At 68.2% G+C, this 25,505-nt stretch carries 26 protein-coding genes; 11 read left to right on the forward strand and 15 right to left on the reverse strand.

Annotated elements, in window-relative coordinates:
- Position 1: 1 nt before the first annotated feature.
- From OG905_RS03435 to OG905_RS03465, 7 genes are all read right to left on the reverse strand, one after another.
- Positions 2–1,036, reverse strand: a complete 1,035-nt coding sequence (locus OG905_RS03435; protein WP_328666100.1) for an NAD-dependent epimerase/dehydratase family protein — start codon at positions 1,034–1,036, stop codon at positions 2–4.
- The gene (locus OG905_RS03440) at positions 1,033–2,232 is read right to left on the reverse strand and encodes a DegT/DnrJ/EryC1/StrS family aminotransferase (protein WP_328666101.1); all 1,200 of its coding nucleotides are present in this window, start codon (positions 2,230–2,232) and stop codon (positions 1,033–1,035) included. Before OG905_RS03440 ends, OG905_RS03435 begins: the two co-directional genes overlap by 4 nt.
- Positions 2,219–3,172 carry a sugar phosphate isomerase/epimerase family protein gene (locus OG905_RS03445; RefSeq protein ID WP_328666102.1) on the reverse strand — a complete coding sequence of 318 codons (954 nt, stop codon included), beginning with the start codon at positions 3,170–3,172 and terminating at the stop codon, positions 2,219–2,221. Before OG905_RS03445 ends, OG905_RS03440 begins: the two co-directional genes overlap by 14 nt.
- Complete coding sequence (locus OG905_RS03450; RefSeq protein ID WP_328666103.1) at positions 3,169–4,419, reverse strand: nucleotide sugar dehydrogenase; 1,251 nt, start codon at positions 4,417–4,419, stop codon at positions 3,169–3,171. The genes OG905_RS03445 and OG905_RS03450 overlap by 4 nt, the downstream gene beginning before the upstream one ends.
- 112 nt (positions 4,420–4,531) lie before the next feature.
- Entirely contained in the window at positions 4,532–5,470 is a 939-nt protein-coding gene (locus tag OG905_RS03455; protein WP_328666104.1) for a glycosyltransferase, read from the reverse strand.
- Between the two features lie 50 nt (positions 5,471–5,520).
- The gene (locus OG905_RS03460) at positions 5,521–6,456 is read right to left on the reverse strand and encodes a class I SAM-dependent methyltransferase (protein ID WP_328666105.1); all 936 of its coding nucleotides are present in this window, start codon (positions 6,454–6,456) and stop codon (positions 5,521–5,523) included.
- Positions 6,449–7,384 carry a fatty acid desaturase family protein gene (locus OG905_RS03465; protein ID WP_328666106.1) on the reverse strand — a complete coding sequence of 312 codons (936 nt, stop codon included), beginning with the start codon at positions 7,382–7,384 and terminating at the stop codon, positions 6,449–6,451. The genes OG905_RS03460 and OG905_RS03465 overlap by 8 nt, the downstream gene beginning before the upstream one ends.
- A gap of 601 nt (positions 7,385–7,985) precedes the next feature.
- Between OG905_RS03465 and OG905_RS03470 the strand changes: the two genes are divergently transcribed.
- Positions 7,986–8,489 (forward strand): GNAT family N-acetyltransferase, encoded by a 504-nt coding sequence (locus tag OG905_RS03470; RefSeq protein WP_328666107.1) that lies wholly within the window; start codon positions 7,986–7,988, stop codon positions 8,487–8,489.
- Between the two features lie 207 nt (positions 8,490–8,696).
- On the opposite strand, the gene OG905_RS03475 is transcribed toward OG905_RS03470, so the two are convergent.
- The 3 genes from OG905_RS03475 to OG905_RS03485 form a co-directional block, all read right to left on the reverse strand.
- Positions 8,697–9,539, reverse strand: a complete 843-nt coding sequence (locus OG905_RS03475; protein WP_328666108.1) for a hypothetical protein — start codon at positions 9,537–9,539, stop codon at positions 8,697–8,699.
- A gap of 112 nt (positions 9,540–9,651) precedes the next feature.
- Complete coding sequence (locus tag OG905_RS03480; protein WP_328666109.1) at positions 9,652–10,215, reverse strand: GNAT family N-acetyltransferase; 564 nt, start codon at positions 10,213–10,215, stop codon at positions 9,652–9,654.
- Between the two features lie 182 nt (positions 10,216–10,397).
- Positions 10,398–11,492 (reverse strand): selina-4(15),7(11)-diene synthase, encoded by a 1,095-nt coding sequence (locus OG905_RS03485; RefSeq protein ID WP_328666110.1) that lies wholly within the window; start codon positions 11,490–11,492, stop codon positions 10,398–10,400.
- 542 nt (positions 11,493–12,034) lie between these two features.
- Between OG905_RS03485 and OG905_RS03490 the strand changes: the two genes are divergently transcribed.
- On the forward strand, positions 12,035–13,285 hold the full coding sequence (locus OG905_RS03490) for a cytochrome P450 family protein (RefSeq protein WP_328666111.1): 1,251 nt from the start codon (positions 12,035–12,037) through the stop codon (positions 13,283–13,285).
- A 55-nt stretch (positions 13,286–13,340) separates the two neighbouring features.
- Here OG905_RS03490 and OG905_RS03495 read toward each other — a convergent pair whose 3' ends face one another.
- Positions 13,341–14,762 carry a cytochrome P450 gene (locus tag OG905_RS03495; RefSeq protein WP_328666112.1) on the reverse strand — a complete coding sequence of 474 codons (1,422 nt, stop codon included), beginning with the start codon at positions 14,760–14,762 and terminating at the stop codon, positions 13,341–13,343.
- Between the two features lie 268 nt (positions 14,763–15,030).
- Here OG905_RS03495 and OG905_RS03500 point away from each other — a divergent pair, with 268 nt between their 5' ends.
- The 3 genes from OG905_RS03500 (at position 15,031) to OG905_RS03510 (ending at position 17,559) form a co-directional block, all read left to right on the forward strand.
- A complete protein-coding gene (locus OG905_RS03500; protein ID WP_328666113.1) occupies positions 15,031–16,395 on the forward strand; it encodes a cytochrome P450 in 1,365 nt (454 codons plus the stop codon).
- A 142-nt stretch (positions 16,396–16,537) separates the two neighbouring features.
- Positions 16,538–17,065, forward strand: a complete 528-nt coding sequence (locus OG905_RS03505; RefSeq protein WP_328666114.1) for a hypothetical protein — start codon at positions 16,538–16,540, stop codon at positions 17,063–17,065.
- Positions 17,066–17,088: 23 nt separating this feature from the next.
- A complete protein-coding gene (locus tag OG905_RS03510) occupies positions 17,089–17,559 on the forward strand; it encodes a GNAT family N-acetyltransferase (protein ID WP_328682007.1) in 471 nt (156 codons plus the stop codon).
- A 107-nt stretch (positions 17,560–17,666) separates the two neighbouring features.
- Here OG905_RS03510 and OG905_RS03515 read toward each other — a convergent pair whose 3' ends face one another.
- Positions 17,667–18,476, reverse strand: a complete 810-nt coding sequence (locus OG905_RS03515) for a S1 family peptidase (protein WP_328666115.1) — start codon at positions 18,474–18,476, stop codon at positions 17,667–17,669.
- 356 nt (positions 18,477–18,832) lie between these two features.
- Here OG905_RS03515 and OG905_RS03520 point away from each other — a divergent pair, with 356 nt between their 5' ends.
- Entirely contained in the window at positions 18,833–19,003 is a 171-nt protein-coding gene (locus OG905_RS03520; RefSeq protein WP_328666116.1) for a hypothetical protein, read from the forward strand.
- Positions 19,004–19,103: 100 nt separating this feature from the next.
- Positions 19,104–20,312 carry an aminotransferase class V-fold PLP-dependent enzyme gene (locus OG905_RS03525; RefSeq protein WP_328666117.1) on the forward strand — a complete coding sequence of 403 codons (1,209 nt, stop codon included), beginning with the start codon at positions 19,104–19,106 and terminating at the stop codon, positions 20,310–20,312.
- A 205-nt stretch (positions 20,313–20,517) separates the two neighbouring features.
- Here OG905_RS03525 and OG905_RS03530 read toward each other — a convergent pair whose 3' ends face one another.
- Complete coding sequence (locus tag OG905_RS03530; protein ID WP_328666118.1) at positions 20,518–21,291, reverse strand: LysR substrate-binding domain-containing protein; 774 nt, start codon at positions 21,289–21,291, stop codon at positions 20,518–20,520.
- A 58-nt stretch (positions 21,292–21,349) separates the two neighbouring features.
- Between OG905_RS03530 and OG905_RS03535 the strand changes: the two genes are divergently transcribed.
- The 4 genes from OG905_RS03535 to OG905_RS03550 all read left to right on the forward strand — a co-directional run bounded on the left by OG905_RS03535 (position 21,350) and on the right by OG905_RS03550 (position 23,649).
- Positions 21,350–21,742: a DUF5997 family protein gene (locus tag OG905_RS03535; RefSeq protein ID WP_328666119.1), complete on the forward strand. Its 393-nt coding sequence runs from the start codon at positions 21,350–21,352 to the stop codon at positions 21,740–21,742.
- A gap of 259 nt (positions 21,743–22,001) precedes the next feature.
- Entirely contained in the window at positions 22,002–22,430 is a 429-nt protein-coding gene (locus OG905_RS03540) for a hypothetical protein (protein ID WP_328666120.1), read from the forward strand.
- Positions 22,424–22,657 carry a helix-turn-helix transcriptional regulator gene (locus OG905_RS03545; RefSeq protein WP_405604800.1) on the forward strand — a complete coding sequence of 78 codons (234 nt, stop codon included), beginning with the start codon at positions 22,424–22,426 and terminating at the stop codon, positions 22,655–22,657. Before OG905_RS03540 ends, OG905_RS03545 begins: the two co-directional genes overlap by 7 nt.
- Entirely contained in the window at positions 22,654–23,649 is a 996-nt protein-coding gene (locus OG905_RS03550) for an NAD(P)-dependent alcohol dehydrogenase (protein WP_328666121.1), read from the forward strand. The genes OG905_RS03545 and OG905_RS03550 overlap by 4 nt, the downstream gene beginning before the upstream one ends.
- A 20-nt stretch (positions 23,650–23,669) precedes the next feature.
- On the opposite strand, the gene OG905_RS03555 is transcribed toward OG905_RS03550, so the two are convergent.
- Together OG905_RS03555 and OG905_RS03560 are read right to left on the reverse strand one after the other, a co-directional pair.
- On the reverse strand, positions 23,670–24,356 hold the full coding sequence (locus tag OG905_RS03555; RefSeq protein WP_328666122.1) for an HAD-IA family hydrolase: 687 nt from the start codon (positions 24,354–24,356) through the stop codon (positions 23,670–23,672).
- A gap of 49 nt (positions 24,357–24,405) precedes the next feature.
- Entirely contained in the window at positions 24,406–25,500 is a 1,095-nt protein-coding gene (locus OG905_RS03560) for a hypothetical protein (RefSeq protein ID WP_328666123.1), read from the reverse strand.
- Between the last annotated feature and the right edge of the window lie 5 nt (positions 25,501–25,505).

Raw genomic sequence — 25,505 nt, forward strand, 5'->3', positions numbered from 1 at the left:
GCTACCGGACACCCACTCCGTCGGGAGCCCACTGCGGCCAGTCGGTGCGCTCGAGGCGCAGCGGCATTTCGCCGGAGCCGCCGCGGACCCACTCGATCGTCTCCCGCAGTCCCGCCTCCAAGTCGCGCACCGGCTCGTAGTCCAGCAGCTTGCGGGCCTTGGTCAGGTCGGGCTTGCGCGACTGGATGTCGGGGCCGGTGTGCGGGATCTGCTGGATCTGGGCCTTGGTTCCGCTCAAATCGCTGGTCAGCCTGGCCAGTTCAGCCACGGTCAGGTCGTTGGTGTCGTCACCGATGTTGAAGGCCTCACCGATGGCCTCGGGTGCGTGCAGGCAGCGGATCAGGCCGGCGGCGAAGTCCTCGGCGTGGCACCAGGCCCGCGACTGCGAGCCGTCGCCGTGCACGGTGATCGGCTGCCCGGCCACCGCCTGCGCGGCGAGGATTCCGACCGCGTACGCGCCGGTCCTGAGCGGGCCGTAGACATTGAACGGCCGCACGATCGCGAACGGCAGCTTGTCCTCGGTGCCATAGGCCGCGGTCATCGACTCCGCGGTGACCTTGCTGACCGCGTAGCCCCAGCGCGGGTCGCCGGTCCGCACCGACAGCCACTCGCTCTCCTCGGCGCCCTTGGCGTCGCTGCCGTACACCTCGCTGGTGCTCAGCAGCAGGAAGCGGCGCAGCCCCGGCATGCGTGCGGCGTAGTCCAGGGCGACCGCGGTGCCGTCGATGTTGACGCGCAGGGTTTCACGGGGCGCGCTGCGCACCTTGTTCACCCCGAGCAGTGCCGCGGCGTGTACGACGTATTCGACCTCGCCGAACCGGTCGAGCGACCCGCGCTCGGTGATGTCGGCCCTGCCTGTCTCCACCGCGGGGTCGTCCAGCAGCCCGGACAGCCAGATCGGCGTGCCCTCCGGCTCCCGGTTGTCGACGAGGACCACCCGGTGGCCCGACCGGATCAGACCGGCGGCGACCCAGGTCGCCAGGAAGCCGAATCCGCCGGTGATCAGTGTGCGCGGCCCAGTGTGCTGTTCGCTCATGACCTTCCCAATGCTCGAGTCGATCGGTGCACGATCTCGGTGACGACGCCGATGACGCGGTCGCAGTCGCCGTCGGTCATCCCGCGCCACAGCGGCAGCGAGACCAGTCCGGGAAAGGCGGCGTCCATGGCGGTGAACGACGTCCTCAGCCGCGGTGCGATGCCGGTGAAGGCGGGCAGCCGGTGCAGCGGCGTGTAGTGCACCTGGCAGCGGATCCCCCGGGAGAAGAAGGTGCCCAGCAGGTCCTTCTTCGACATGCCGAGGCCCTCGACGTCGAACACGACGGGGAACAAGTGGTGCGCGGACCCGGCGCGTTGCCGCCGCGGTACGGCGCGTACGAACGGCAGTCCGCCCAGCCTCTCCTGGTAGCGCGTCACCAGCCGGGCACGCTCCAGCCGGGACTCCTCGGCCCTGCCCGCCTGCACCGCTCCGACGGCCGCGTTGAACTCCGAAAGGCGCAGGTTCATTCCGGGCACCGTGATCGAGTACGGCCATGGACCGTGGTCGTCGGTGTGCGCGTCGACAAGCGACATGTTGTGGTTGCGCACCAGGCGCAGCTCGTCGAGAAGGTCCGGGTCCGCCGTGCTCACCGCGCCGCCCTCGCCTGCGGCGATCGGCTTGGTCGGGTGGAAGCTGAAGTACGCGGCGACCGACCTCGGCCACGACCCCACCGGCAGCACGCCGTCGTAGGAACCGCCGACCGCGTGGCAGGCGTCCTCGACCAGGTCCGCGCCGTAGCGCTCGCACTGCGTCGACAGCGCGGCCATGTCGGCACAGTGGCCGGCGTAGTGCACCGGCAGCACAACGATCTTGGCGTAGTCGCTGTGTACGCGCTCCAGCAGGTCACCGAGGCTCGCCGGGCAGAGGGTGAGGTCGTCGGCGGCCACATCGCACAGCGCGACGTCCCAGCCGAGCAGCTTGGCCGACGCCGCGCCCGCGGCGAAGTTCAGTGTCGGCGACACCAGCAGCTTCGGCCCGGACACCGAGCGCCCCAGCGTGTGCAGCAGTGCGAAGATCGCGCTGGTACCGCTGGCCATGGTGACCGTGGGCGCGCCGGTGATCCGCTTCAGTTCCTCCTCGAACCGCACGACCTGGCCGCCGTTGGTCCAGAACCCGGACTCCAGCGCCGCCATCAGGGCGACGGCTTCCTCGGCGTCCCAGTGGGGACGGGCGTACGGAAGATCAGGCTCGGTCATCGCCCCTCCTCGTACAGTCGACGCGCGCCGCCAGTTCGGGGACGGACGCCAGCCATTCGTAGGTCGCCCAGCAGTTCTTGCGGTCCTCGTAGTCGTCCTCCTGCACCTCGAAGACGACTCCGACCTCGCCGCCCTCGGCGGCTGCCGCGTCGAGCGCGGCGGCGAGCATGCCCGCGAGCAGCTCGGGCGCGATGTCGCCGTGCTGCGGCGGCACGCCTTCGAGGCACTGGTCCGGCCAGGTCGGCATGGCGTGCCCGGAGAAGGACGCGAAGTGCAGATGCTTGACCGGCAGCGCCGGAAGCTCGAACGGCCCTACCGGCTCGGCGCGTTGCTCCAGCCGCGCCACCGCGCTCAGCGTCGAGTACGACACGGCCCAGTGGCAGACGTCCCAGGTGACCCCGACCCGCTGCGAGCCGAGCTCGGCGAGCGGCGCGAAGTCCGCCGGCCGCACGAAGACCGAGTCGAAGTCGATGCCCTGTGCGCCGATGATGGGCATGTTCTCGATGCCGATCCAGATCGGCGAGTCGCCCAGATACGCATCGAGCTCGGCGACCTTCTCCACCACCCGCGCCCGCGTCCCCGGCAGGTCGAACGTGGCCCAGTCGGCCAGCGACACGAACTGGTTCGCGTGCAGTACGACGCCCAGCGCACCCACCTCGGCGGCCAGGTCGCAGAACCGGCGCAGCCGGTCGTATACGCCCGGGTCCGCGACCCAGTTGGCGTTCTCGGTCGGAAAGTGCAGGGTGAGCCGCCGCGCGCCGACATCGAAGGCGTGGCGCAGATTCTGGCCCAGCACCCGCCACTGGTCCTCGTGTCCGATGTCGCCGCCGTCGAAGACGTACGCCTCAAGACCGCCGAGTTCGCGGGCCCAGCGCGTCTCGATCTGGCTGCGGCGCAGCCCGTCGAACGTCAGCCGCAGGGTCGCCGGTGCGCCGCTCACAGCTGCTCGACCTCCGCCGCGTTGAGCATGCCCCGGCAGTCGAAGATCAGGTTCGACGAGGCGAGCACCGTCTCGTAGTCGATCTCCTCATGGTCGGTCACGAGCACCACGGCGTCGGCGTCGCGGCACTCGGCCGCGGTCAACTCCACGGCCTTGAACGTGTCGGAGTCCATGTCGATGCCGAGCCACGGGTCGGTGACCTTGACCGTGGTGCCCATGCTGACCAGTTCGGCGCCGATGGCGAAGGCGGGCGAGTTCCGCGAGTCCGACACCCCGGACTTGAACGCGACGCCGAGGATGAGCACGGTCGCGCCCTGCAGGCTCTTGCCCTGCCGCTGCAGCGATGCGGCAAGCCGCTGCATCACATGCCGCGGCATCGACTCGTTGATCTCGGCTGCCGCATTGAGCAGATCGCTCTTGTGCCCCGCCGAACTCAGCGCGTGATTGAGGTAGTGCACGTTGTTGGGCAGGCAGTGCCCGCCGACGCCGGGCCCGTGGTGGAACGGCATGAACCCGAACGGCTTGGTCGACGCGGCGGAGATCACCTCGCGCAGGCTGATGTTCATCTCCGACGTCGCCTTGCTCAGCTCATTGACGAAGGCGATGTTCAGATAACGGAAGGTGTTCTCAAGCAACTTGGTGAACTCGGCCACCTCGCAGCTGGAGACCGGAACGACCTCCTTGAAGACCGTCCCGTAGAAGGTGCGGATCGCCTCGAGGGCCTGGTCGTCGAGACCGGAGACCAGCTTGGGCACATCAACGAGCTCCGCGTCGCGGCCGGGGTCGACCCGGTCCGGGCTGTAGGCGAAGAACACGTCCACACCCGACTTCAGGCCGGAGAGCTGCTCGAAGAGCGGCGCGACGTGCTGGCGTATCGCGCCGGGGTAGACCGTCGACTCGACCACGATCAGCGCGCCCGGCCCGGCGACCGCGGCGACCTGCGCCAACGCCCGGTCGACGTAGGTGAGATCAGGCCTCTTGTCCTCGGTCAGCGGAGTGGGCGTGGAGATCAGATAGACATCGACCTCCGGCACCTCGGCCAGGTTCGCCACCGGCACATAGCGCTCGTTCTCGGTCTCCCTGCGCAGTTCCTCGTCGGTGACGTCGACGATGTACGACCGGCACGCCCGCAGTGATTCGAACCGGATCGGATCGATCTCGACCGCGTACAAGGTGTGGCCGGAGGACGCTATGGCGATGGAAAGCGGCAAACCCACGTATCCCTGCCCGATAGCCGCGACTCGCACGTTCCCCTCCTTTCGTCGTAATCCGTTGTGGCAGCATTCGGCTCAGGACGTGCCGAGGGCACTGTCCGACCTGGACGGGCTGGTGTTCAGACCTGCATGGGCAGGCCGGTGTTCAGACCTGCTCCGCGACCGCGGCTTCACCTTCGAAGATGGGCAGTTCTGTGGTGGCGACCTGCAGTGAGCGCCTGTTGAACCGTTCCGCTGCGGCAACCGAGCCCAGCGAGGTCGCCGCCGTCAACGCGGCGGCCACCCGGAACCAGCGCGATCGGGACCTGACACCCGCGAGCGTGGCGAGCGCCCCGCCCACCACGCCGAACCGGGTCAGCACCCCGGTGAGCGCGAGCGATCCCACCGCCTCCTCGACATGGCCCTTGAGGCCCAGCCGGGAGTCGTCGCGGTAGCTCTTGGGCTTGACGTAGGTGACCGTGTGCATGTCGAGCCCGAGCGCGGCCATGATCGCGCCGACGTTGCCCTTGGTGAACGTCAGGTTGCCCAGCCTGCGGGCGACGTCCTGGCGCATGACGAAGAACGAACTGGCGCCGTGCGGGATCGGATGCCGGCCGAACCGGGTCTCCAGGAAGTAGAAGACCGCCTGACCCACCAGCAGACGCGTCGGGTCGTCGCGCTTGCGGGTGGAGGTCACGCCGAACACCGCGGCAACCTCGGGACCGGTCTGCTCCAGAGCGGCGACCAGCTGCGCCACGATCTCGGGCGGGGTCTGCATGTCGGCGTCGAGTACGCACACCATCGCGCCGCGAGCGGCGATCATGCCCGCCTTGCTGGAGGCGGGCTGCCCGCAGTTGGGGCGCAGCTGCACCCAGCGGAACTCCGGTGTCGTGGCCCGCAGTTCGGCAAGGATGCGCGGGGTGGAGTCGGTGCTGCCGTCATCGACCGCGAGCACCTCGAAGGAACGGCCCCAATTCTTGCCGACCTTCACCGCCCGCTCCACGGCCTCCCTGGCGATGTCCTCCTCGTTGTACATGGGGATGACGAAACTGAGGTCCACGCTGTCGGCCGCGTCGGTCGGGTGCTCGTCGAGTTTCCGGCTCATGTCTTCCCTACGGTCCCTGTGGTCGTGGTCATTTCTGACGGTCTGAGCCATCAGCGGGCTCGTTTGAAACTGATCATCATCTGCGCGGTGGGGGCGAACCTGGCGCGCAGGAAGTCGACGCCGGCGAAGAACGCGGTGAGCGGCTCGTACACCCAGTTCATATAGGCGGGCTTCTGCGGGGTGACCTTGATCCAGCCGCGGTCGCTGAGCCACGCCATCACACTGATCGCCCACTGGGGGGCGCCCTGGGTGTAGTAGCTGTCCGACTTGGCGAGCCCCACCTGGGAGCCGAGCCTGTCGAGCCCGGGCTCGGTGAACAGCACGAAGTGCCGGGGGCAGTGCAGTCCGCCCCAGTTGCGGTGCCGGAAGATGCGGGCGTCGACGGTGGCGGTGTTGGGGGTCTTCATCAGCAGCACACCGTTCTCCGACAGGAGGCCGGCCATCCCGGCCATGACCTTCCGCGGGTCGGGCACGTGCTCGATGATGCTCATCATCAGGATCAGGTCGAACGGCTCGTCCGAGGTGAACTCCTCGATGGGCATGCAGTGGTAGACGTGGCCCGCCGCCTCGGCCGGCGGCCCGGCCGCGGCCTGGAGGTCGACCTCGTGCGTCTCCACCACCCGCTGATCCACCTTGCGCACAGTGCTGAGCAGCCAGCCGGATCCGCCGCCGACGTCGAGCACCCGCAGCTTTTCTCCGGGAATTGACTTCAGCACCTTCGCGAGCATTCGACCGTCGAGCCGTTCCTTGATGCGCTCGGTGAAAGTGGTCGACTCCCCGATCCCGCCATAGGAATAGTAATTGGTCGGGTAGATCTCGTCGAGACGGTCCGCCGGCGGAGAATCCAGATAAACGGCCGTGCAGGACGGACAGAGCGCGTAGCGGTATTCCTCGTCGCTGGTGAAGTATTCCTTGTCGTACGCCTTGGCGAACAACTCGACCGCGGTTTCCCCGCAAACTGGGCAAGCCATCAACGTCTCAGCCACGACGGGCCTCCATTATCAGCGTCCTGACGGCCGCGCCGTATCCGGTGCGGCTGGCCTCCATATCCGCGGCAAGCGGGGTACGGGAAAAGAACTGCTCCATCTCCTCGAAACGGGTGTAGGAGATGGCCGGGTCCCAGTGGTGCAGCAGGTGCTGGTTGAAACCGGCCGAGCCGAAGGTGCGCGAGAGAAGTCCCGTCCCGAACAGCCGGTTCACCGGCCCGTGGAGCTCGACGGAGAAGTCGATGTCGCAGGGGGCCTCGAGGTGCCGGTGCTCGACGATCGTCCGCACCGTCGCCAGCAGTGGGAACACCGCCCCGACGGCGACGACCCACGTCAATGCGCCGAGGTGGAAGCCTGCGAGGAGCAGCCCGGCGACGATCGCCGTGTGCGCGGCGAAGGAGCGAAGCGAGGCCAGCAGCCCGCTGGACGTACGGCTGGACTTCCTCCGGGTCTCGCCGAGCCGCTGCTTGCGGAGCAGCACCTCCAGCACATGGATTCCGGTGACCGCCTTGAGCATGTTCAGCACGGAAAGGCACAGGTGGTATGTGGTTTCCGTGTCGTCGTGGTCGCCGAGGTGCGCATGGTGGGCCATATGCGTATGGCGGTAGTTGACGGTGGTGGAGCCGTAGAGGAGCCATACGAACCAGTCGCCCAGCCGGTCGTTGGTCCTGCGGCGCGGCGCCAGGTTGGCATGCGCGGCCTCGTGGCCGAACAGGAACAGCGAGTGGAGCCAGAACCCGGTCCAGCAGGCCGCCGGCACGACGAGCGCGCCGGCCGCCCATGCGGGCCACACCTGCGACGCGACAGCGACGGCGAAGACGCCTACGGCCAGGAACAGGTAGCAGAGACCGACATCGCGCCACACAATCCCGTAGCGCGGCCGCAAAGTCTTACGGAAGTCGACCCATCGCACGCCGTCGTCGGACACGATCGACGGTAAGTGCGGAGACCCCGGATTCCCTCTGCCCCGAGTCTCGCCCTTTGCTGACTCCATGACCTTTCCCCGTGTTTATGGTAGGCCCGTCCGGCGGATCGCCAAAACGACCCGCTCGCGCGCCAACAGTGATTGATGGAGATCTGTGCCCCGCCCGCAGCAATCGCCCGGGTCCCGCTTACATCAGGGCACCACAGTTGCGATCCAAAAACACGAAAAGCCCCCCTGAACTTCCCCCGACCCACCGCTTTGAGCCCCGCTTTGGTCCCCGCTTTAGGTCTGGCGCCAGTGAAGCACACCCACAACCCACCAGCACAGGCTTGGCATGGATTTTTTATGCACCGTCTAAGAGGTTTCCGCACGAGCCTGCCCGACTCCGGTTCCGCTTCCCCCGCGGTGAGCCGGTGCAGCAGGGCATATACGCCACCGCGTCCCGATCGGGCTCCTCCGAACACCGCCCCCGAACGTCTCACGCCCCTGACGCGGCGTTCCCCCGGCTGACAGAACGCTGACGTCCGGTTTCCAAGTCCTCGCAGGAACCACCACGTTGGATACCCTGCCTTTCACCAACACGTGGACTGGACGAAGGAGAGCCGTGATCCGGTTAGCCAGAGCGGCGGACCTGCCGAATCTGCAAGACATCGAGCGTGCTGCCGGAAAGGTCTTCGCCGATATCGACATGGTCGCGGTCGCGGAGGACGAGCCGCCGTCGCTGGAGGTCCTTGGCGCGTATCAGGAGGACGGCCGGGCCTGGGTGTGGGCGGACGAAGACGACTTCCCGGTCGCGTACCTGATCGCGGACCTGGTCGATGGCAACGGGCATGTCGAGCAGGTGTCCGTACACCCCGACCACGCCGGGAAGAGGATCGGCAAGGCCCTCATCGACCATGCTGCGCAATGGGCGAGGGCGCAGGGAGCGCCGGCACTGACGCTCACCACGTTCACCGAGGTGGTCTGGAACGGGCCGTACTACGAGAAGCTCGGTTTCCGGCTGCTGCCCGAGGCGGAGCTGACGCCAGGACTCCGTGAGATCCGTGCAGCGGAGGCCGCACACGGGCTGGACAGGTGGCCGCGGGCCTGTATGCGCAAAGAGATCTGACGGGGCGTCCGGGTCGTCCGGGGCGGGGACTGTCGGCGCAGTGGGCCGTCGACGAGTCACCAGTAACAACTCGTCGCGGCCCGTCCCTCTTCCCGGACCGGCCGTGATTGCTGTTCACGGCGGGGGGCCGCCGTGCTGCTGGTGGGGACCAGTGCGTCAGGAGCCACGGCGATCAGCCGGCCCTCACGGCGGGATGACACAGCCGCGTCAGCCGGTGCGTACCGCCGTGACGGTGAAGCGTTCGACCTCGGCGACGTGCCCGCCGGTGGACGCGACGATGGTGAGCACCCGGTCGCGGGCGCCGGTGAATGACACCGACTGTTTCCAGGGCTGCTTGTCGCCGCCCGCCGGGGTGCAGCACGAGGAACCCAACGGCGCGGCGGACGACAGCTGGCGCACCTGGACCCGGATGCCCTCGTCCACGCCACTGATCCGCCCGCCGGTCACCACCGGGGTACGGACGAGCGATCCGTACCGGGGAGCGGTCAGGGAGAACGTCGTGTCGTCGGTGCCCACGACCTCCCACGGGGCGTTCGTGCCTGTCCCGTACCGCACGAGGTGGACAATCGCGGCGGTGCCGCCCTCGGGTCCGCTCCCCGCCACGCCGATGTGGGCGTGCGCACCGATGACCTTGCGCGAGGAGACTCGGTCGATCTCCCGGAAGCCCAAGTAGCCCCGGGTGAACGACAGTGCGGTCTGGCCCGGGTCCAGATGCCAGGGCTGGTGTCCGCCGGAGTGATACTCGCGTTCCCACGCCTGCGCCTGGGCTAGCGTGGCGAACGGCCACAGCGGCTGGAAGCCCCCGAGGCTGAACGCCGGCGCGCTGCCGCCGGGCGCGGGCGTGGTCGGCGCCGGCGTGCTCGGCGGTGTGGTCGTCGACGGGGCCGAGGGTTCGGGTGTTGTGGGCGACGGGGACGGCGCGGACGTCACCGGTGCGGTGGGCGACGATGCCGACGCGCCGGGCGAACCTCCGGATCCACTGCAGGAGGTGAGCAGTACGCCAGTCATGGCCGCTGCGGCGAAGAGTCGGAGCGGGAGCCGGAAGTTCATGAGTGCCCCAGGTACGTGTACCGACCGCCGATACGGTCTGTGCGCCTATGGTGCCACCACTGAGGCCCACGTCACAGGGTCCCGCGGCCTGAGACACCCGTTCCAGCTACGTCTACCGCCTGCCGCGTCCCGGTGGGGGCATCTGAGCGTCGAAGTCCCCGGGACGAAGCCGGAACACCTGAAGACGCATGCCGTAGTACTTCTCGGTTTCCCCGACCCACTCCATGCCGATCCGGCGAGCGGTCCCGGACGCGCGGGTGTTGGCGGGCCGGACCACAGCGAGAACTTCGTCGGCCCCCTTGTCGAAGGCCCAGCGGGCCAGCGCGCGGCCCGCCTCGGTGGCGTATCCCTGTCCCCACACTTCGGGGTGCAGCTGCCATCCCATCTCCAGGTCGTCCCCGCGAGGAGGCAGCGGCAGCAGGATCCCGCCCCCGACGAGGCGGTGATCCTCACGCAGTTCGATCGCCCAGCGTCCCGCCGGCGGAACGAGCCGGGCGGCCTCGCCGATCCACTGCTGCAGAACCAGCCGCATGGCATTGACGTCCCCGACCCGGTCCATGGCCGGGCTCAGCCACCGCGCGACGCCGGGAGCTCCGAAGATCCCGAGGGCGGCTTCCGCGTCCTCAATCCGCCAGGGCCGAAGCGTCAACCGCTCGGTGTCCAGTTGTCCGACCATCTGTCCTCCTCAGCCACACCCCCGTGACCTGCCTGCCGGTGGCTCAAGGGTAGGCACGGGCGAAGACCGCGCGGCGCGACGCGCGGACCGCATCTGCGGCGGATTGCGGTCCCGGCTCAACCGGCGACCGGCGAATCCTTTCGTCCGGGGTGGGATGCGCCCTCGCCGGACATGGAAGAGTGCTATCCGGCCAGCTGCGTACGGGCTGCGAAGTATGCGTCGGCCCGGAGTAGGTCCAGGTCCCACCACCACGCGATGGCAGGGATGTCCACCGGATCGTCGCTGGGTTTCGTGGGGGTCTCGCGGAATACCGTGGGAAGGTTCGCGGGATCGTCCGGAGTGGTGTAGCGCACGGAACTCGTGCCCCAGTCCTGGGCGCCCCGTATGAATGTGCCCAGGTTGTGCAGGTACTGCCGCAGCTGCGGGCTCGCCGCAGGCAGCAGGCGCTCCTGCACCCGCATGAAGAGGCGCATCACGCGGTCCCGCTGGGAGATCGCCAGATCGAGGGCCTGGCCGGGGGTGAGCCGGTACTGGTCCTGCAGAACCCGGATCACGTTCAGGTAGTAGCCGGTGCTCCGGCTCTCCTTGCTGTGGGAGAAGATGTCGTTGTCCCACGTGATGATGAACGAGGCCATCTCGGCCGCCGCCCGTACGGGTTTCTGGTCCCTCTCCTGCGGCTGGAGTTCGTAGCCGTGGCCCATCTCCAGCAGCGGCAGCACGACCGTCGTCGCGCCGTCCGCGAGGCGCATCAGAGTGTAGTCGTTCAGGTCGGGCACGGAGTCCGCACGGCGGTGCTCCGCTTCCCACACCACCGTGGAGAAGTATTCGCGCAGCGCGTTGACCCACAGGGCCGTCTGGCCCACGGTGCCGTGCTCGGAGATTCTGCGCCGCAGGTCACGCAGCCCGCCCGCGATCGGGTCGTCCAGCAGCATGGGGACTTCCGGGTTCTGCGCGACGCGCAGCAGCCGCTGGAGTGCGGCCATCAACTCCCCTGGCCGACGGCCCAGTTCGCCTTCCTCGCAGTATCCGTCGTCCACGCCGAACAGCCACAGCACGAAGTCCGACAGGATGCCGATCACGGCCTCGCGACCATCGGGCAGGACCCGTGCGGCGAAGGTGCCGATGTCGTGCTGGATGAGCCGGCCGCGCAGCTCGTCGGATCCGATGCCGATGGCCTGGGCCCAGGCGGTGGTCTGGGCGTCTATGGCCGGATGGCTCGGGTGTATGGCCGGCGGTATCGGAGAGTAGATCGGCGGAACTGTCAGCTCCGGTCTCACGTGATCACCTCTCTACGAAGCGGTCGTCAGCGGAGCGAATCACGCCACGCGATTGATCAACTACGCCGCATAGTACCCAGCTGTCACTTCCGTTCCAATAGGGCCTTTGCGCCACAGGGCGCGGCGCTGAAGAGGCCCGCACCAGCGAAAACGGCGTATTCATCGGGGGACCCGAGGGCTCCAACTGCCCACATGGGTAACCACCTTTCGGAAAGATCCCCAGGTGACGCGCGTGAGCCGCCTCTGGCTTGATCACGACAGGCCGTGAGCCCTACCAGGCTCGTGACAGAGCCGGTTGAGCACTGCCTCGCCGTGTCGAGGGCAGAGAGACGTCCATCACGGTTTGCCGCCCGGCAGCGCAGGTTTCCGGACAGATGACGCATCCGAGGCCGAGTTGAAGCCGAAGCCGGGAGTCAGTCGTCGGCGTGTCGGGTTGAACAGGAGCCGCAACACCGCGAGCGGTGGCCTGAATCGGCGGACGGACATGGTTGACAGGTTGGGCAAGCTGTACGGCGCCCCTCCCTCCGGCTTCTGGAGTGCCCGTGGATCTGACCGACCGCCCGCTCTTCACGCTCGACCCGCACGCCGACCCCGCCGAGGAAGCGAGAAGGCTTCACGCACTGGGGCCCCTCGTGCCGGTCGAACTCCCCGGGGGTGTGGCTGCCTGGGCAGCAACGGACGTCGCGACCGCCCAGAGAGTCCTCGGCCACGAGGATCTGACCAAGGACCCTGCCCACTGGCCCGCATTGGGCGCCGGCCGAATACCCGACGACTGGGAACTGATCGCCCTCGTCCGCGGAGCTGCGATGCTCCACCAGGGCGGCGACGATCACCGCCGACTGCGGCTGCTGGTGAGCTCGGCCTTTGCCCGAGCGCCCATCGAAGCGCTCAGGCCCCGCATCACCGCCATCGCCGACGAACTGCTTGACGCCCTGAGCTCTTTGAGCCCGTATGAGCCCATTGACCTGCGTGAACACTTCTCCTACCCACTGCCGGTGCGCGTCATCTGCGAGGTCCTCGGGGTACCCGGCACTGCCGTGTCCGAACTGCGCGACAGCTTCCATCGCCTGGTGACACCTCAAGGCTCCGGCTCCGGCGAGGCGGACATCCGACTCGCCATGGCGGACATTCAAAGATCTCTCACGGCGTTGATCGCGGGCAAACGCGAGGATCCCGGGCACGACTTGACCACCGCGCTGATCCAGGCACGGGACGACGGCGACCGGCTCGGTGAGCAGGAGCTGGTCGAGACCCTGTTCCTTGTCCTCATCGCGGGCCACGAGACCACGATCAACTTGATCACCAACACGGTTCACGAGCTCCTGCGAAACCCCATGACGGTGGCAGCGGTCCGCGACGGCGCCCACACATGGGCGGACGTGGTCGATGAAGGCCTTCGCTTCTCCTCGCCGGTACGGCACGCCCTCTTGAGGTACGCCGTCAAGGACACCGAGATCGCCGGAGTCCGGGTGGCCCAGGGCGATCCCGTAGTCGCCAGCCTGTTCGCCGCGGGCCGCGACCCAGGCCACCATGAGAACGCCGACAGCTTCGACATTGGCCGGCCAACGCGCCGCGACCATGCGGCGTTCGGCCACGGCGCGCACTACTGCCTGGGCGCGCGCCTGGCCAAGATCGAGGCCGAGATCGCTCTGGGGGCCCTGTTCGGCCAATATCCGGACCTCACGGCGGCCTCCGCCCCGGATCCCCTGGCGTCCATACCGCTCCAGGGCTTCACGTCCCTCCCCGTCCACCTACACACTCGCGAACGGCCCCCGTCACGCCGGACTCCGTAAGAAGGGAAGGCCCGGACCACATCACGGTCCGGGCCTTCGGCTCTACGGGAATGGGTCAGCGAAGCCGTTGTACGAGCCGCCGCCACCAGGGCGTACGGCCTTCGGTGGCCACCGGTGCCGAGGCCGGGGCGGGCGCCGCGACCGGTGCCGCAGCGGGCAGCGGTTGCGCGACGGACGGTGCGCTGCCGGGTGCCGACGCCGCGGCCCCCCCGACCGCTTTCCTGGTGAAGCGGACGGGCAGGTTGTCCAGACGGCGGGAGAACCAGGAGGCGGTCACGTGCAACTCGCCTTCGTGCACGGCGAGTTCAATGTCGGGAATGCGCGCGAGCAGCGTGTCGATGCCGGTGTCCGCGATGGCCCGTCCGATGTCCTGGCCGGGGCATTCGTGCGGCCCGCCGCTGAAGGCGAGGTGCGAGCGGTTGCCGTACACCGACGCGGCCAGGTCGGGCCGGATCTCGGGGTCGACGTTGCCGGCCGCCAGCCCCAGCATCACCATGTCGCCGGCCTTGATCTGCTGGCCGCCGAGGACCGTGTCGCCGGTCGCCCAGCGGGTCGGCACCACCGGGAGCGCGGGGTCGTCCCAGTGCACCTTCTCCAGGGCGTCCGGCAGCGTCATCTGACCGCCGGAGAGATTGCCGCGGAAGCGGCGGTCGGTGAGCACCATCCGCAGGGCGTTGGCGATCAGGTTGATCGTGGGCTCCGTCGCGGCGACGAGCGAATGCCGCAAGTGCTCCATGACTTCGTCATCGGTGAGACCCGCCTCGTGGCTCAGCAGCCAGCTGACGAAGTCCTCGCCCGGCCTGTCCTTCTTCCGCTTGATCAGGGTCTGCATGGTGTCCACCACGAACTGGTTGCTCTGGAGAGCTGTCGCGGTGCCCTTGACCATGTCACGGACGGCCTCGCCGAGCGGCAGCGCGTCCTTCTCCTGTATGCCGAACAGCCGGGAGAGCACGAGAATCGGCAACTTCTCGGCGAAGTCGGCCACCAGGTCGGCCTGGCCGGTGGCGGCGAAGCCGTCGATCAATTGGTTCGTGTACCGGACGACATAGCGGCGGACTCCGTGGCGATTGAAGCGCCCCAGGCTCTCAGTGATCGCGTTGCGCAGTCGTGCGTGCTCCACGCCGTCGGCGAAGGCGACCAACGGCTGCCACATCGTGATCGGCAGCAGCGGGGAGTCCGGGGGCAGCTGCACGTTCCAGCGGCGGGAGTCGCAGGAATACAGCGACGGGGTGCGCATGACCTCGAGGTTCTCCCGGTGCCCGAGAACCAGCCAGACCGGTACGTCACCGGGCAGCAACACCCGCGCCACCTGGCCGTGCTCCTGGCGGAGCGTTCCGTACAGCGCGTGCGGCGACCCTTCCGCTTCCGGACCGTACAACCGGCGCAGCCCGCTCGGCCCTTGGGCGTGCGCGGGACACCCGGGAGGCGGGACGGGCGCGGACACGGTGCCGGTCGGATCTGAGGGCGGGGTGGTCACAAAGCCTCCGGGAAGCAGCGGTGTAAGGGGAAAGCGGAGGTAGCAGCAAACGCCGCACAGCATATCCATGACCCATGACGCCCCAGCGGGCGGTGCACCCCTTGAACTCGCCTGCTCGGCCGGACACTTGGCCACTTGTTTCGCCCGTGGCCGACCGATGCGGGCTCGCGCTGCCGGGCTCCCGATGGTGGGATCTCCTGGGCGAGAAGATCGCTCGGCGCGGCGCACCAACTGGTGCAGCGCACTGCTCAGAGCAAAGGATTCAGAGATGTCTGTTGGTTTGCAGCCGGTCGGGCTGAAGTCGATTCCGCACGCGCCCGGGGCGCTTCCGCTTTTCGGGCATGCCTTGAAGCTGTGGCGAGATCCCCTCGGATTCATGAAGTCACTGCGAGAGCACGGGGACATGGTCCGCGTCGACCTCGGCACGATGCCCATGTATGTCGTCACCTCGGCAGCGCTCGTGCACGAGGTGACGGTGACCAAGGCGCGCAGCTTCGAGAAGGGCCGATTCTTCGACCGGCTGCGGCCGCTCGCCGGTAATGGCCTGGCCAACGCCAACGGCGAGGTGCACCGCAAGCACCGCCGGCTGATTCAGCCGATGTTTTCCAAGGAGCGGATCGCGGGCTACTCCGAGACAATGAGCCGCAACGCGACTGCCCTTGCCGACTCCTGGACTCCGGGGCAGGAGATCGAGATGGAGCAGGTGATGGCCGCGTACGCCATCGAGACGCTGGCAGCGACGATGTTCTCCACCGACATCGGGCTGCCGGCGGTGGAGGCCGTACGCAAGAACCTTCCCGTGCTGCTCAAGAATCTGCTGATACGGGCGGCCTCGCCCAAGGCGCTGGACCGGCTGCCGATTCGCGCCAACCGTGACTTCGACGCGGCGGCGGCCAATCTCCGCAAGGTCATCGACGAGGTCGTCGCCACCGCTCGCCGTTCCGGGGACACGGACCGGAACGATCTGCTGTCCTTGCTGCTCGCGGTCCAGGACGGAGAGAGCGGCGAGGTGCTTTCCGACACCGAGGTCAGGGACGAGCTGAGCACCATCCTGTTCGCCGGCGCCGAGACGACGGCTGCCATGCTGGCCTGGACGTTCCACGAGCTGGCCGCGCATCCCGAGGTCGAGAAGCAGCTGGTCGCCGAGATCCACGACGTCGTCGGTGACCGGCCGGTCACCATTGAGGACATACCGCGGCTGGAGGGAATCCGGCGGGTTCTGGACGAGGTGATCCGCATGCACGGGGTCACCCTGCTGATGCGCCGCACCACCGAGCCGGTGGAGCTGGGCGGCGTCTCCTTCCCCGCGGGCACCGAGGTGGCGTTCAGCCTGTACGCCATCCACCGCGACCCGACCCTGTACGCGGACGCCGACAGCTTCGACCCCGACCGGTGGCTGCCGGAACGCCGGCGGGAGGCGGGCCTGGGGCGTGAGGCCTACGTTCCCTTCGGCGCGGGCAACCGCAAGTGCATCGGGGACCTGTTCGTGTGGACGGAGGCGACGATCGCCATCGCGACGGTGCTCGCCCGCTGGCAGCTGGTCCCCGCCCCCGGCCACACGCCCAAGGAAGTGGCCTCGGCCGTGGCGCACGCCGACCGCATCCCCATGACGGTCCAGCCGCGCCGCGCCTGATCCCGCACCAGGTTCGCCTGCAGCTCGCTCTCGTCGGCGGCGAGCTGCACGCCGGTCTCCCTTGGCCGAAACAGAGACGGCACTACCCGATCCCCCGACGTTGGCGCCATCGGAATGACCATGCCGGGGAACACTCTCCGGCATGACTGACTCCGCCCTGTGGATCTCGTCGCTGACCGCCGGCACGGCTGTGCTTGCCAGTTGGGTCACCAGCCGGGGGACATCCCGCGCCGCGCAGATCCAGGCCGACGCGGCCGAGAAGACTCAGCGCATCGTTCGAGTGAGTGAGGCACGACGGTCGGCCTACGTGAGCCTCATTGAACAGGCGCACAGGATGGCCGAGTTGTACTGGAAAGTTTCGGACATCTATGGCTCGGGAGGAACACGCACGGAGCAGCTGCCCGCGCTCAAGGAGGTCCGGGCCAACCTCCGGGAGGAGTACAGCAAGCTCCGCCACTTCATATGGGTGATCAACCTGGAGGGGCCCAACGACGTCGCCGAGGCAGCGGAGAAGGTCAGGCTCTCAACCAGACCTCCGTACCGGGCACTTGAGGCGTCGATCGCGGGGGACTCGAACGCCCCCGCAGCCTTTGACCAGTGCTACGACCCCTTTTGGCAGTCCGTCCTGACCTTCGTCTCCACCGCCCGAACTGCGGTGCATGACCTGTAGGTACCGTAGTCGCCGTGACTGCGGTGAACAGTGTTGAGCTTGTCTTCCGGCGTGCGGACGATTCCGATGCGGCCGCCGTCGCCGGCGTGTGGCTGCGCTCCTTCGCAGCCGCGCTGCCGACCGTGCGCCGCGCGCACGACGACGACGAGGTGCGGGCCTGGTTTTCCCATGTGGTCGTGCCGCGGTACGAGACATGGATTGCCGTCGCCGAGGGCTCGGTCGTTGGGCTCCTCGTCCTTGATGGCGAGGAGCTGGAGCAGCTCTACCTCGATCCGTCGTGGCGCGGCCGAGGTGTCGGGGACCGGTTCGTCGACCTGGCCAAGCAGCAGCGGCCCGCCGGGCTGCGGCTGTGGACGTTCCAGGTCAACGAACCGGCGCGACGGTTCTACGAGCGGCACGGCTTCATCGAGGTTGAGCGCACTGACGGGCTGCGCAATGAGGAACGTGAACCCGACATCCGATACGTCTGGCAGCCTCAGGTTCCTACGCCTTGATCTGACCGAGCCGCGTCCCGGCGCCGTGTGGCCAGTGGCCCGGCGCCGGGACGCGGTGGTACTCAACTGCTCACAATGCTCAGCTGCTCAACACCTGCTGACCGGCGTCAGCCGCCCAGCCCGTCGGCGGCCTTCTTGATGTCCGCCGCGAACGTGCTCACCTCGGTGTAGATACCGGGCTTGCCCGGACGCGCGCAGCCCTCGCCCCAGCTGACGATGCCGACCTGGATCCAGGCGCCCGCCTCGTCCTTGCGGAACATGGGGCCGCCGGAGTCGCCCTGGCAGGTGTCGACGCCGCCGGTGTCCAGGATCCCGGCGCAGAGCTCTTCGCCCGGGGTCAGCTGGTCGCCGTACGCCTTCTGGCAGGCGGCGTCGTCGACGAACGGGACCTTGGCCTTGAGCAGGTGGCGCTGCTGGGCGCCGCCTTCCTTGTCCGCGCCCCAGCCGGCGATGTCGAAGTCGCCGTTGTTGAGCTTGTCGTCGCCGGCGATCGCCAGGGTCGGCAGGTCGATCGGCTTCTCGAGCTTGATCAGCGCCCAGTCCTTGCCCTTGCCGTTGTAGCCGGGCGCCTGGAGGACCTCGGTGGACTTGACGCTGATCGCGTTCGAGTCCTCCAGGTCGACGACGCCCGCCGTCGCGGTGATGCCCGTGTTCGGGCCGCTGCCGTCGACGCAGTGGGCAGCGGTCAGAACGATGTTCTTGGCGTACAGTGCGCCGCCACAGCCCATGGACAGGCGGACCATGAACGGGAATTCACCCTGATCGGCCTTGGTCCCGCCGACAACCTTCGTGCCTACGTCACCGCGTGGGGTCGGTGCGGAGGCGGCGTTGGCCGCGCCGGGCTGGAGGCTGAACGCGGCGAGGGCGACGGCACCGATCGCGGTGGTCACCCTCAGGTGCTTCAGGTAGCTCTTCAACGGACTTCCTCTCGTGGGGGGTACGCCTCAACGGCGAACTCATCCCAACCCCGGGAACCGGAAGTCACCACCGAATGGCGTGCGTTGAAAAACGGCAGCACGCCGTAAGGCGTCCGAACCCAGTGGGGGATGAGTCCGCAAAGCGCCCTGCGATTATGTGGAATCGCACACCCGAGTGACAAGGGTGCGTAATCGCTCAACTCGCCTTCGGAGTATGGCCTGTTGGGTCCATACCGGCCGAACCCGGCAGCTAATGCCAGCGACTGTTACACGAGTGCAACGCAGTCTCCGGACAGCTGTGTTGTTGGCGCAATCCACGCTGAAATCAGCGGTGAGCGTGGCAATCCGAACGGCAATTGCGGACGTTCACGCAGGAGCAGAACGGTCGTCACCGCCGCGGCGACGGCGGCGAGGCCGTGAACCCCGTACGCGGTGCCGGGGCGGCCGCGCGCCGACTGCGGCTGCCCGTGGCCGAGGTCCGTGGCAGCTGCCGCCCCGAAGGGGAGGTGATCGCCGTGCTGGGCTGACGGCGGCTCGACGCAGTCCACGCCGGTGGCCGGGGATGTCGTCCGGCTCCGGCGCGTTCTGTGGAGGCACAATGCGAGGACTACGGAGGTGGAGCCCGTGATGCGGATCGATGTCGAGCGGGTGCGTCAGGACACAGCGGGCTGTGCGCATGTCACTCACCTCAACAATGCCGGGGCCGCGCTGCAGCCGCGGCCCGTGGTCGACGCGGTGGTGGAACACCTGCGGCTGGAGGAGGAGATCGGGGGCTACGAGGCCGCGGCCGCTCGGGCCGACCGCATCGAGCACACGTATGACGCGCTGGCCCGCCTGGTGGGTGCGGCCCGCGAGGACATCGCGGTGGTGGAGAACGCCACCCGCGCCTGGGACATGGCCTTCTACTCGCTTCCCTGGGCTCCGGGCGACCGGATCCTGACGGCCCGCGCCGAGTACGCCAGCAACGCCATCGCCTTCCTGCAGACCGCCCGCCGCCACGGTGTCCAGGTCGATGTCGTGCCCGACGACGACAGCGGACAACTCGATGTCGGCGCCTTGCGGGAGATGATCGACGAGCGGGTCAAGCTGATTGCCGTCACCCATGTCCCCGCCCAGGGCGGTCTGGTGAACCCGGCGGCCGAGATCGGCGAGGCAGCGCGGGAAGCCGGGGTGACCTACCTCCTGGACGCCTGCCAGTCCGTCGGGCAGATGCCCGTGGACGTGAACGAGACCGGCTGCGATCTCCTCACCGCGACCGGCCGCAAATTCCTGCGCGGCCCGCGCGGCACCGGCTTCCTCTACTGCTCTCCCCGTGTCCGCGCGCGTCTGGAGCCGCCGTTTCTGGACCTGCACGCCGCGACCTGGACCTCGCCGGACACCTACCGCGTCCGGGACGACGCCCGCCGGTTCGAGAACTGGGAAACGTACTACGCAGGGAAGATCGGCCTCGGCGTCGCCGTCGACTACGCCCTCGACCTGGGCCTGGAGGCCATCGAGGAGCGTGTCACGCTCCTCGCCGGGAATCTGCGCCGGCGTCTGCGCTCCCTTCCCGGGGTGCGCGTCCACGACCGGGGATCCCGGCAGTGCGGCATCGTGACCTTCACTGTCGACGGCCACGACAGCGATCACATCGCCAGGGACCTCCGGGTGAAAAGGATCAACGTTTCGGTCTCGGTCGCGGACTACGCGCGCTGGGACCTCGAACCACGGGGCCTGACCTCTGTGGTCCGCGCGTCGGTGCACTACTACAACACGGACGACGAAGTCGACCGGCTGTGCGCCGCACTGCCCCGCGCCCAGGCCTCCCCCGGCGGCAGCACGGGCGCCACCGGCTGACCTTCGGCTCCACCACACCCTCCCGCATGCGGCCGGCCGCCGCGTCGGGCGAAGGCCGGCCGGAGCTTCGGCCACGTAGGGCGGGGCCTTCACGACGATGGAGGACCCGAACCTCCTGCTCGCCCGCCTCCACACGCTCCACTTCTCAGGCGGGGCTGCGCGACCTGCCCCTCACGCGCCCGGGCCGCACTGCACCGAGATGACGCTACGAGCGGCCGCGAGGCTTGCCGCGCTTGCCGCCCTTGGAGCCCTTGGAGCCGCCTGAACCGCTCCGGGGACTCTTGCCGGTCGGCTTCCCGGCTGCGCGCTTCTGCCGTGCGCCGCCGCCCGTATCGGGGCGCTTGCGCCTCGGCTGTGCCGGGGTCGGAGTGCGGCCCCGTGAGCTGTTGACGGTCCGTCCGCGGACGATACCGATGAAGTCCTCCACCAGATCGGTGGTCTCGTCCTGCGGCCAGGACAGCGCGACGCGCGACTCTGGGGCGTCCGTGACCGGCCGATACGTGAGGTCCTTACGGTGGTGCAGGCGGGCGAGTGACTGGGGCACGACAAGCAGTCCCACCCCGGCCGCCACCAGCTCGACGGCGTCCGCCGTCGTGGCGGGGCGCTCGTTCGCGGGCCGCCCAGGCGGACGCTCCCAGTCGAGGGTGTCGTCGAGAGGGTGCAGCACGATGTCGTCGGCCAGGTCCTCGGCGGACACCGCGTCCACCGCCGCCACAACGTGGTCCTTCGGGACCACGACCACCGTCGTCTCGGTGTAGAGCGGGATAGCGCTGAGGTCCGTCCGGTCGACCGGCAGCCGCACGAAACCCGCGTCGGCGCCGCCGCCCCGCAGCACGTCGAATGCTTCGGCGGCGGACACCGCGATGAGGGTCAGGGGGACGTCGGGCAGCCGCTCGTTCCAGATCCGCACCCACTTGGTGGGCGTCACTCCCGGGACATACGCGAGCCGGAACGAAGGGGATACTTCCGAGCCTGTCACCCCGCAAGGTTATCGGTCGTGGTCAGAGGTGGCGCACACGCTCGATACTCTTGACACCATGACGTCGCACCAGACCACCCAGACGATGAAGCCCGCCACGGCGGCGAAGAAGCTGGGTGTGTACCTCGAGGCCACCCCCGCCGAGTTCCAGGAGGGCGTCGTCTCGCGCGCCGAGCTGAGTGCGCTGCAGGCCGATCCGCCCCAGTGGCTGCAGGAGCTGCGACGCAACGGCCCGCACCCCCGGCCCGTGGTCGCGGCGAAGCTGGGCATCTCCATCTCGGGTCTCGCGCGGGGCGGAATCACCGAAGCCCTCACCACCGAGCAGATCGAGGCGCTGAAGGCGGAAAGCCCCGAGTGGCTGCAGAAGGAGCGTGCCACCCAGGCCGAGGTCCGGAAGGAAGCCGTCCGCATCAAGGAGAAGAACGCGGAGCGAGGCGACCAGCCCCGCTGACCGCAGTCCTGATCGTCTGGAAGCACCGCACCCGGACGCTTTTTCCGTGGTGACTTCGGCCGTCTCCGCAGTGACTCCATAAGCCCCTGCCGCTGCAGGCCGGGCGCAGGCGCGCGTGCGCGCAAAGACCCTGCCCTCCCGTTCGGCGAGCCCCGTAGCACCTGCTCGGACCCAGCTCGCCGAGGTTAAGAACCCTTGACATGATGTCAAGGGTTCCCTACATTCATCCATGTTAAGTTTCTTTAACAGGGGAGCGGGAGTGTCGTTCGAAGAGAAGCGCACATGGATCATGGCGGTGGTCACGGTCGGCGCCTATACGACCTACCTCGCCATCATCCTGGGGCGGGCGCAGAGCACCCCACTCACCGAGGTGTCGTACGTCTCGACGCTGCTGTACACGATCGGTGCCGCGATCGTCGCATCGATCGTGCTCAACATCGTGGTCGCCACCGCCTCACCCAAGGACGGCGACAAGAAGGACCAACGCGACAGGGAGATCAGCCAGTTCGGCGAGCACATCGGCCAGTCGTTCGTCGTCATCGGCGGCGTCGCGGCGCTCGGCATGTCGATGGCCGAGCTGGACTACTTCTGGATCGCCAATGCCATCTATTTGGCATTCGTCCTGTCGTCGGTCCTCGGCTGCGCGGCAAAGCTCTCCGCCTACCGCCGAGGCTTTCAGCCGTGGTGAAGCCGACCCGAGTCACGAACTCGATCCGAGCCCTCCGGTTCGCGAACGGAGAGATGACGCAAGCGCAGCTGGCCGATCGCATCGGCGTGACCCGCCAGACCGTCATCGCCATCGAGAAGGGCCGCTATTCGCCTTCCCTCGAGATGGCTTTTCAGATCGCCAGGGTGTTCAAGGTCCCGCTCGACGCCGTGTTCCAGTACACGCAGACTGATGGAGAGACGCCATGAAGGCCATTGTCCAGGACGCGTACGGCTCTACCGATGTGCTCAAGCTCAGGGACATCGATCCGCCCGCCGTCGGGGACGGTGATGTGCTCGTACAGGTGCACGCGGCCGGCGTCGAGGCGGGCGTGTGGCACCTCATGACGGGCCTGCCCTACCTGCTGCGCCTCATGGGTTTCGGGCTTCGCGCGCCCAAGAACCCTGTGCGAGGCCTGGATGTCGCGGGTCGCGTCGAGGCGGTCGGCAGAAAAGTGACCCGATTCAAGGTCGGTGATGAGGTCTTCGGTGCGTGCGACGGCTCGTTCGCCGAGTACGCGTGCGCCCGGGAGAACAGGCTCGCCCCGAAGCCCGGGAATCTGACCTTCGAACAGGCGGCGGCCGTCCCCATTTCGGCTTACACCGCCCTTCAGGCTGTCCGCGACAAGGGGCGGGTCCGGACAGGACAGAAGGTCCTCGTCATCGGTGCGTCGGGAGGTGTGGGGACGTTCGCGGTCCAGCTCGCCAAGATGTACGGAGCCGACGTCACCGGCGTGTGCAGTGCGACGAAGGCGGACCTTGTCCGATCGATCGGCGCGGATGACGTCATCGACTACACCCGCGAGGACTTCGCGGACGGGACTCGCCACTATGACGTCATCCTCGACATCGCCGGCAACCGCTCGTTGTCGCACCTCCGGCGCGCGCTCACTCCGAAGGGAATTCTCGTCATCGTCGGCGGCGAGGAGGGCGGAGCGTGGCTGGGGGGCACGGAGCGCCTGCTCCGAGCGGCTGTGCTCTCACCGTTCGTAGGCCAGAAGCTGCTCGGGCTGGTCTCGGCGGAGCGCCAGAAGGATCTGGAGTTCCTCAAGGAACTCCTTGAGGCAGGCAAGATCACGCCGGTCGTCGAGCGAGCGTACCCGCTGAGCGAAGTCCCCGAGGCGATCCGGCATCTGCGCGACGGCCTCGTACGCGGCAAGGTCGTGATCACAGTGCCGGGCGCGGCCGGGGCGACGCCGTGATCACACCAGTCATAGCAAGATCATTCCAATGCGGCTGACTCCTCCAGCCGACGAGGGCGGCTCCCGGCGGTGAAGGCGAGGATGTCGCAGACCGCTTCACGCAGGCTTCCGAAATGACGATGCACGCCATCCACCGCCACGGGCGCGTTGACCCCCCACACCGTCATCCCCGCACGCAGCCCGGACTGCACGCCGGAAGGGGCATCCTCGATGACCAGACAGTCCTTCGGTTCGGCACCAAGTCGCGAGGCCGCCTGCAGATAGGGCGCAGGCGATGGCTTGCCATCCTCGACAGCGGCCGCATCCACGAGGACCTCCGGTACCGGCAAACCAGTCCGGGCGAAGCGTCCGCGCACCCGGTGCTCGTAGTTTGAAGTCACCAGCGCCCAAACCCCCTGTGGCAGAGCGCCCAGCAGTTCCGACGCGCCATCGAAGGCCGCGTAGACACCGGATCGGACATCCTCGTCCTCCAGCTCGTGCAACGCGGCCAGACACTCCCGCGGGTCCTGGTCCGGAGCGACATCCGCGAAGGTCTCCATCGGCCTGGTCCGCAGCGCCACTTGGTAGACCTCGTCGGGGTCCAGCCCGTATCGCTCCGCCCACGTTCTCCAAACCCGGCGCTGATTGTCGATGGCATCGATCAACGTGCCATCGACATCAAACAGGACATACTTCACGGCGCCAGGCCGAGGCGGTTCGCTGATCACGCCTTGATCATGCCATCAGGCCGCGAGCAGGCAGTTTGCGGGACAAGCCTTAGTCAGCGGGCTCCTCGGATCGTTCGGCCCTGCGCCGCTTGCCGGCCGGTTCGAGGGCCACCCAACGACCTTTCGCGGTCGGGCTTTCGGCGCCCCTTCGTGGCTCCGGCACTGAAGGCGATCCCAAACCGCGGTTCAAGAACCTCCATCTCAGCCGGCCACCGTCCGCCAGCACACCCTCATCCCCCGACGGATGCGCTCCGAAGCGTCCGTGACACAGCCCCAAGACGATCGCGGCGGCGATCGCGATCAGGTGCTCACGAGCTGCCAGATTGGGTTTGATGACGGACTCCAGCACCATCGAGCCCCCGGTGAACGCGAAAAGGACGGGCGCCCGCCGTACCACCGCGAGGTAGCTGAACAGACCCACCACAGCGGCAGACGGTCCCGTGTCGAGTACCTGCCCGATCTCGGGCGGCAGCCCAAGCCCCCACCAGCCCGGGCCGATCGCGATCATCACCCGGACGCTGAGCGTGCCGGCCAGAGTCGTGGCGTACGCGACCATCAGTGTCCGGGCACGGCCCAGCGACAGTTCGGCCAGGGCGAACGCCAGGAACAACTGCGTAATGCCTGCCCACACCGGCAGATCGAGCGCGGGGACGAACAAGGACACGGGGGTACGCAACAGGGCAAGGGGGAGCGGCAAGTCGGCCCGCACCTCGCCGAGCAGCCGCACGACCACCGCACCGCGCGGCGTCACGTGAATCGCATGGAAGAAGATGACCGCGAACGTGGCCAGAAACGCCAGCGAGAGCCCGGTCAGCCGTCGGCGCACCAGCAGCTCCCGCAGGGGCGCGACGACAATGCCACGCCACTCACCTACGAGCGTGCTCCAGACGAAACGTACGAACCAGCCCAGCGCGGCGCGGACTTGTCCTGCGACTCCCCCACGCACCGCGCCCGGCCCGTCGACGCCGACAGCCTCGCCTTCACCGCTTCGGTCCCCCTCAAGAACGTCATGACGAACACCGGCCACACGGGACATCTGCCGATCAACCCCCTCACGCTCACGGCGCCGAGCAATCATGCCCCTCAGCGCATCGGTGTGCCCACGCACCACCAGATCGTGCACCAGACCGAACAATGCCTGCACACGGG

The sequence above is a fragment of the Streptomyces sp. NBC_00322 genome, from assembly GCF_036147535.1.
Taxonomy (GTDB): domain Bacteria; phylum Actinomycetota; class Actinomycetes; order Streptomycetales; family Streptomycetaceae; genus Streptomyces.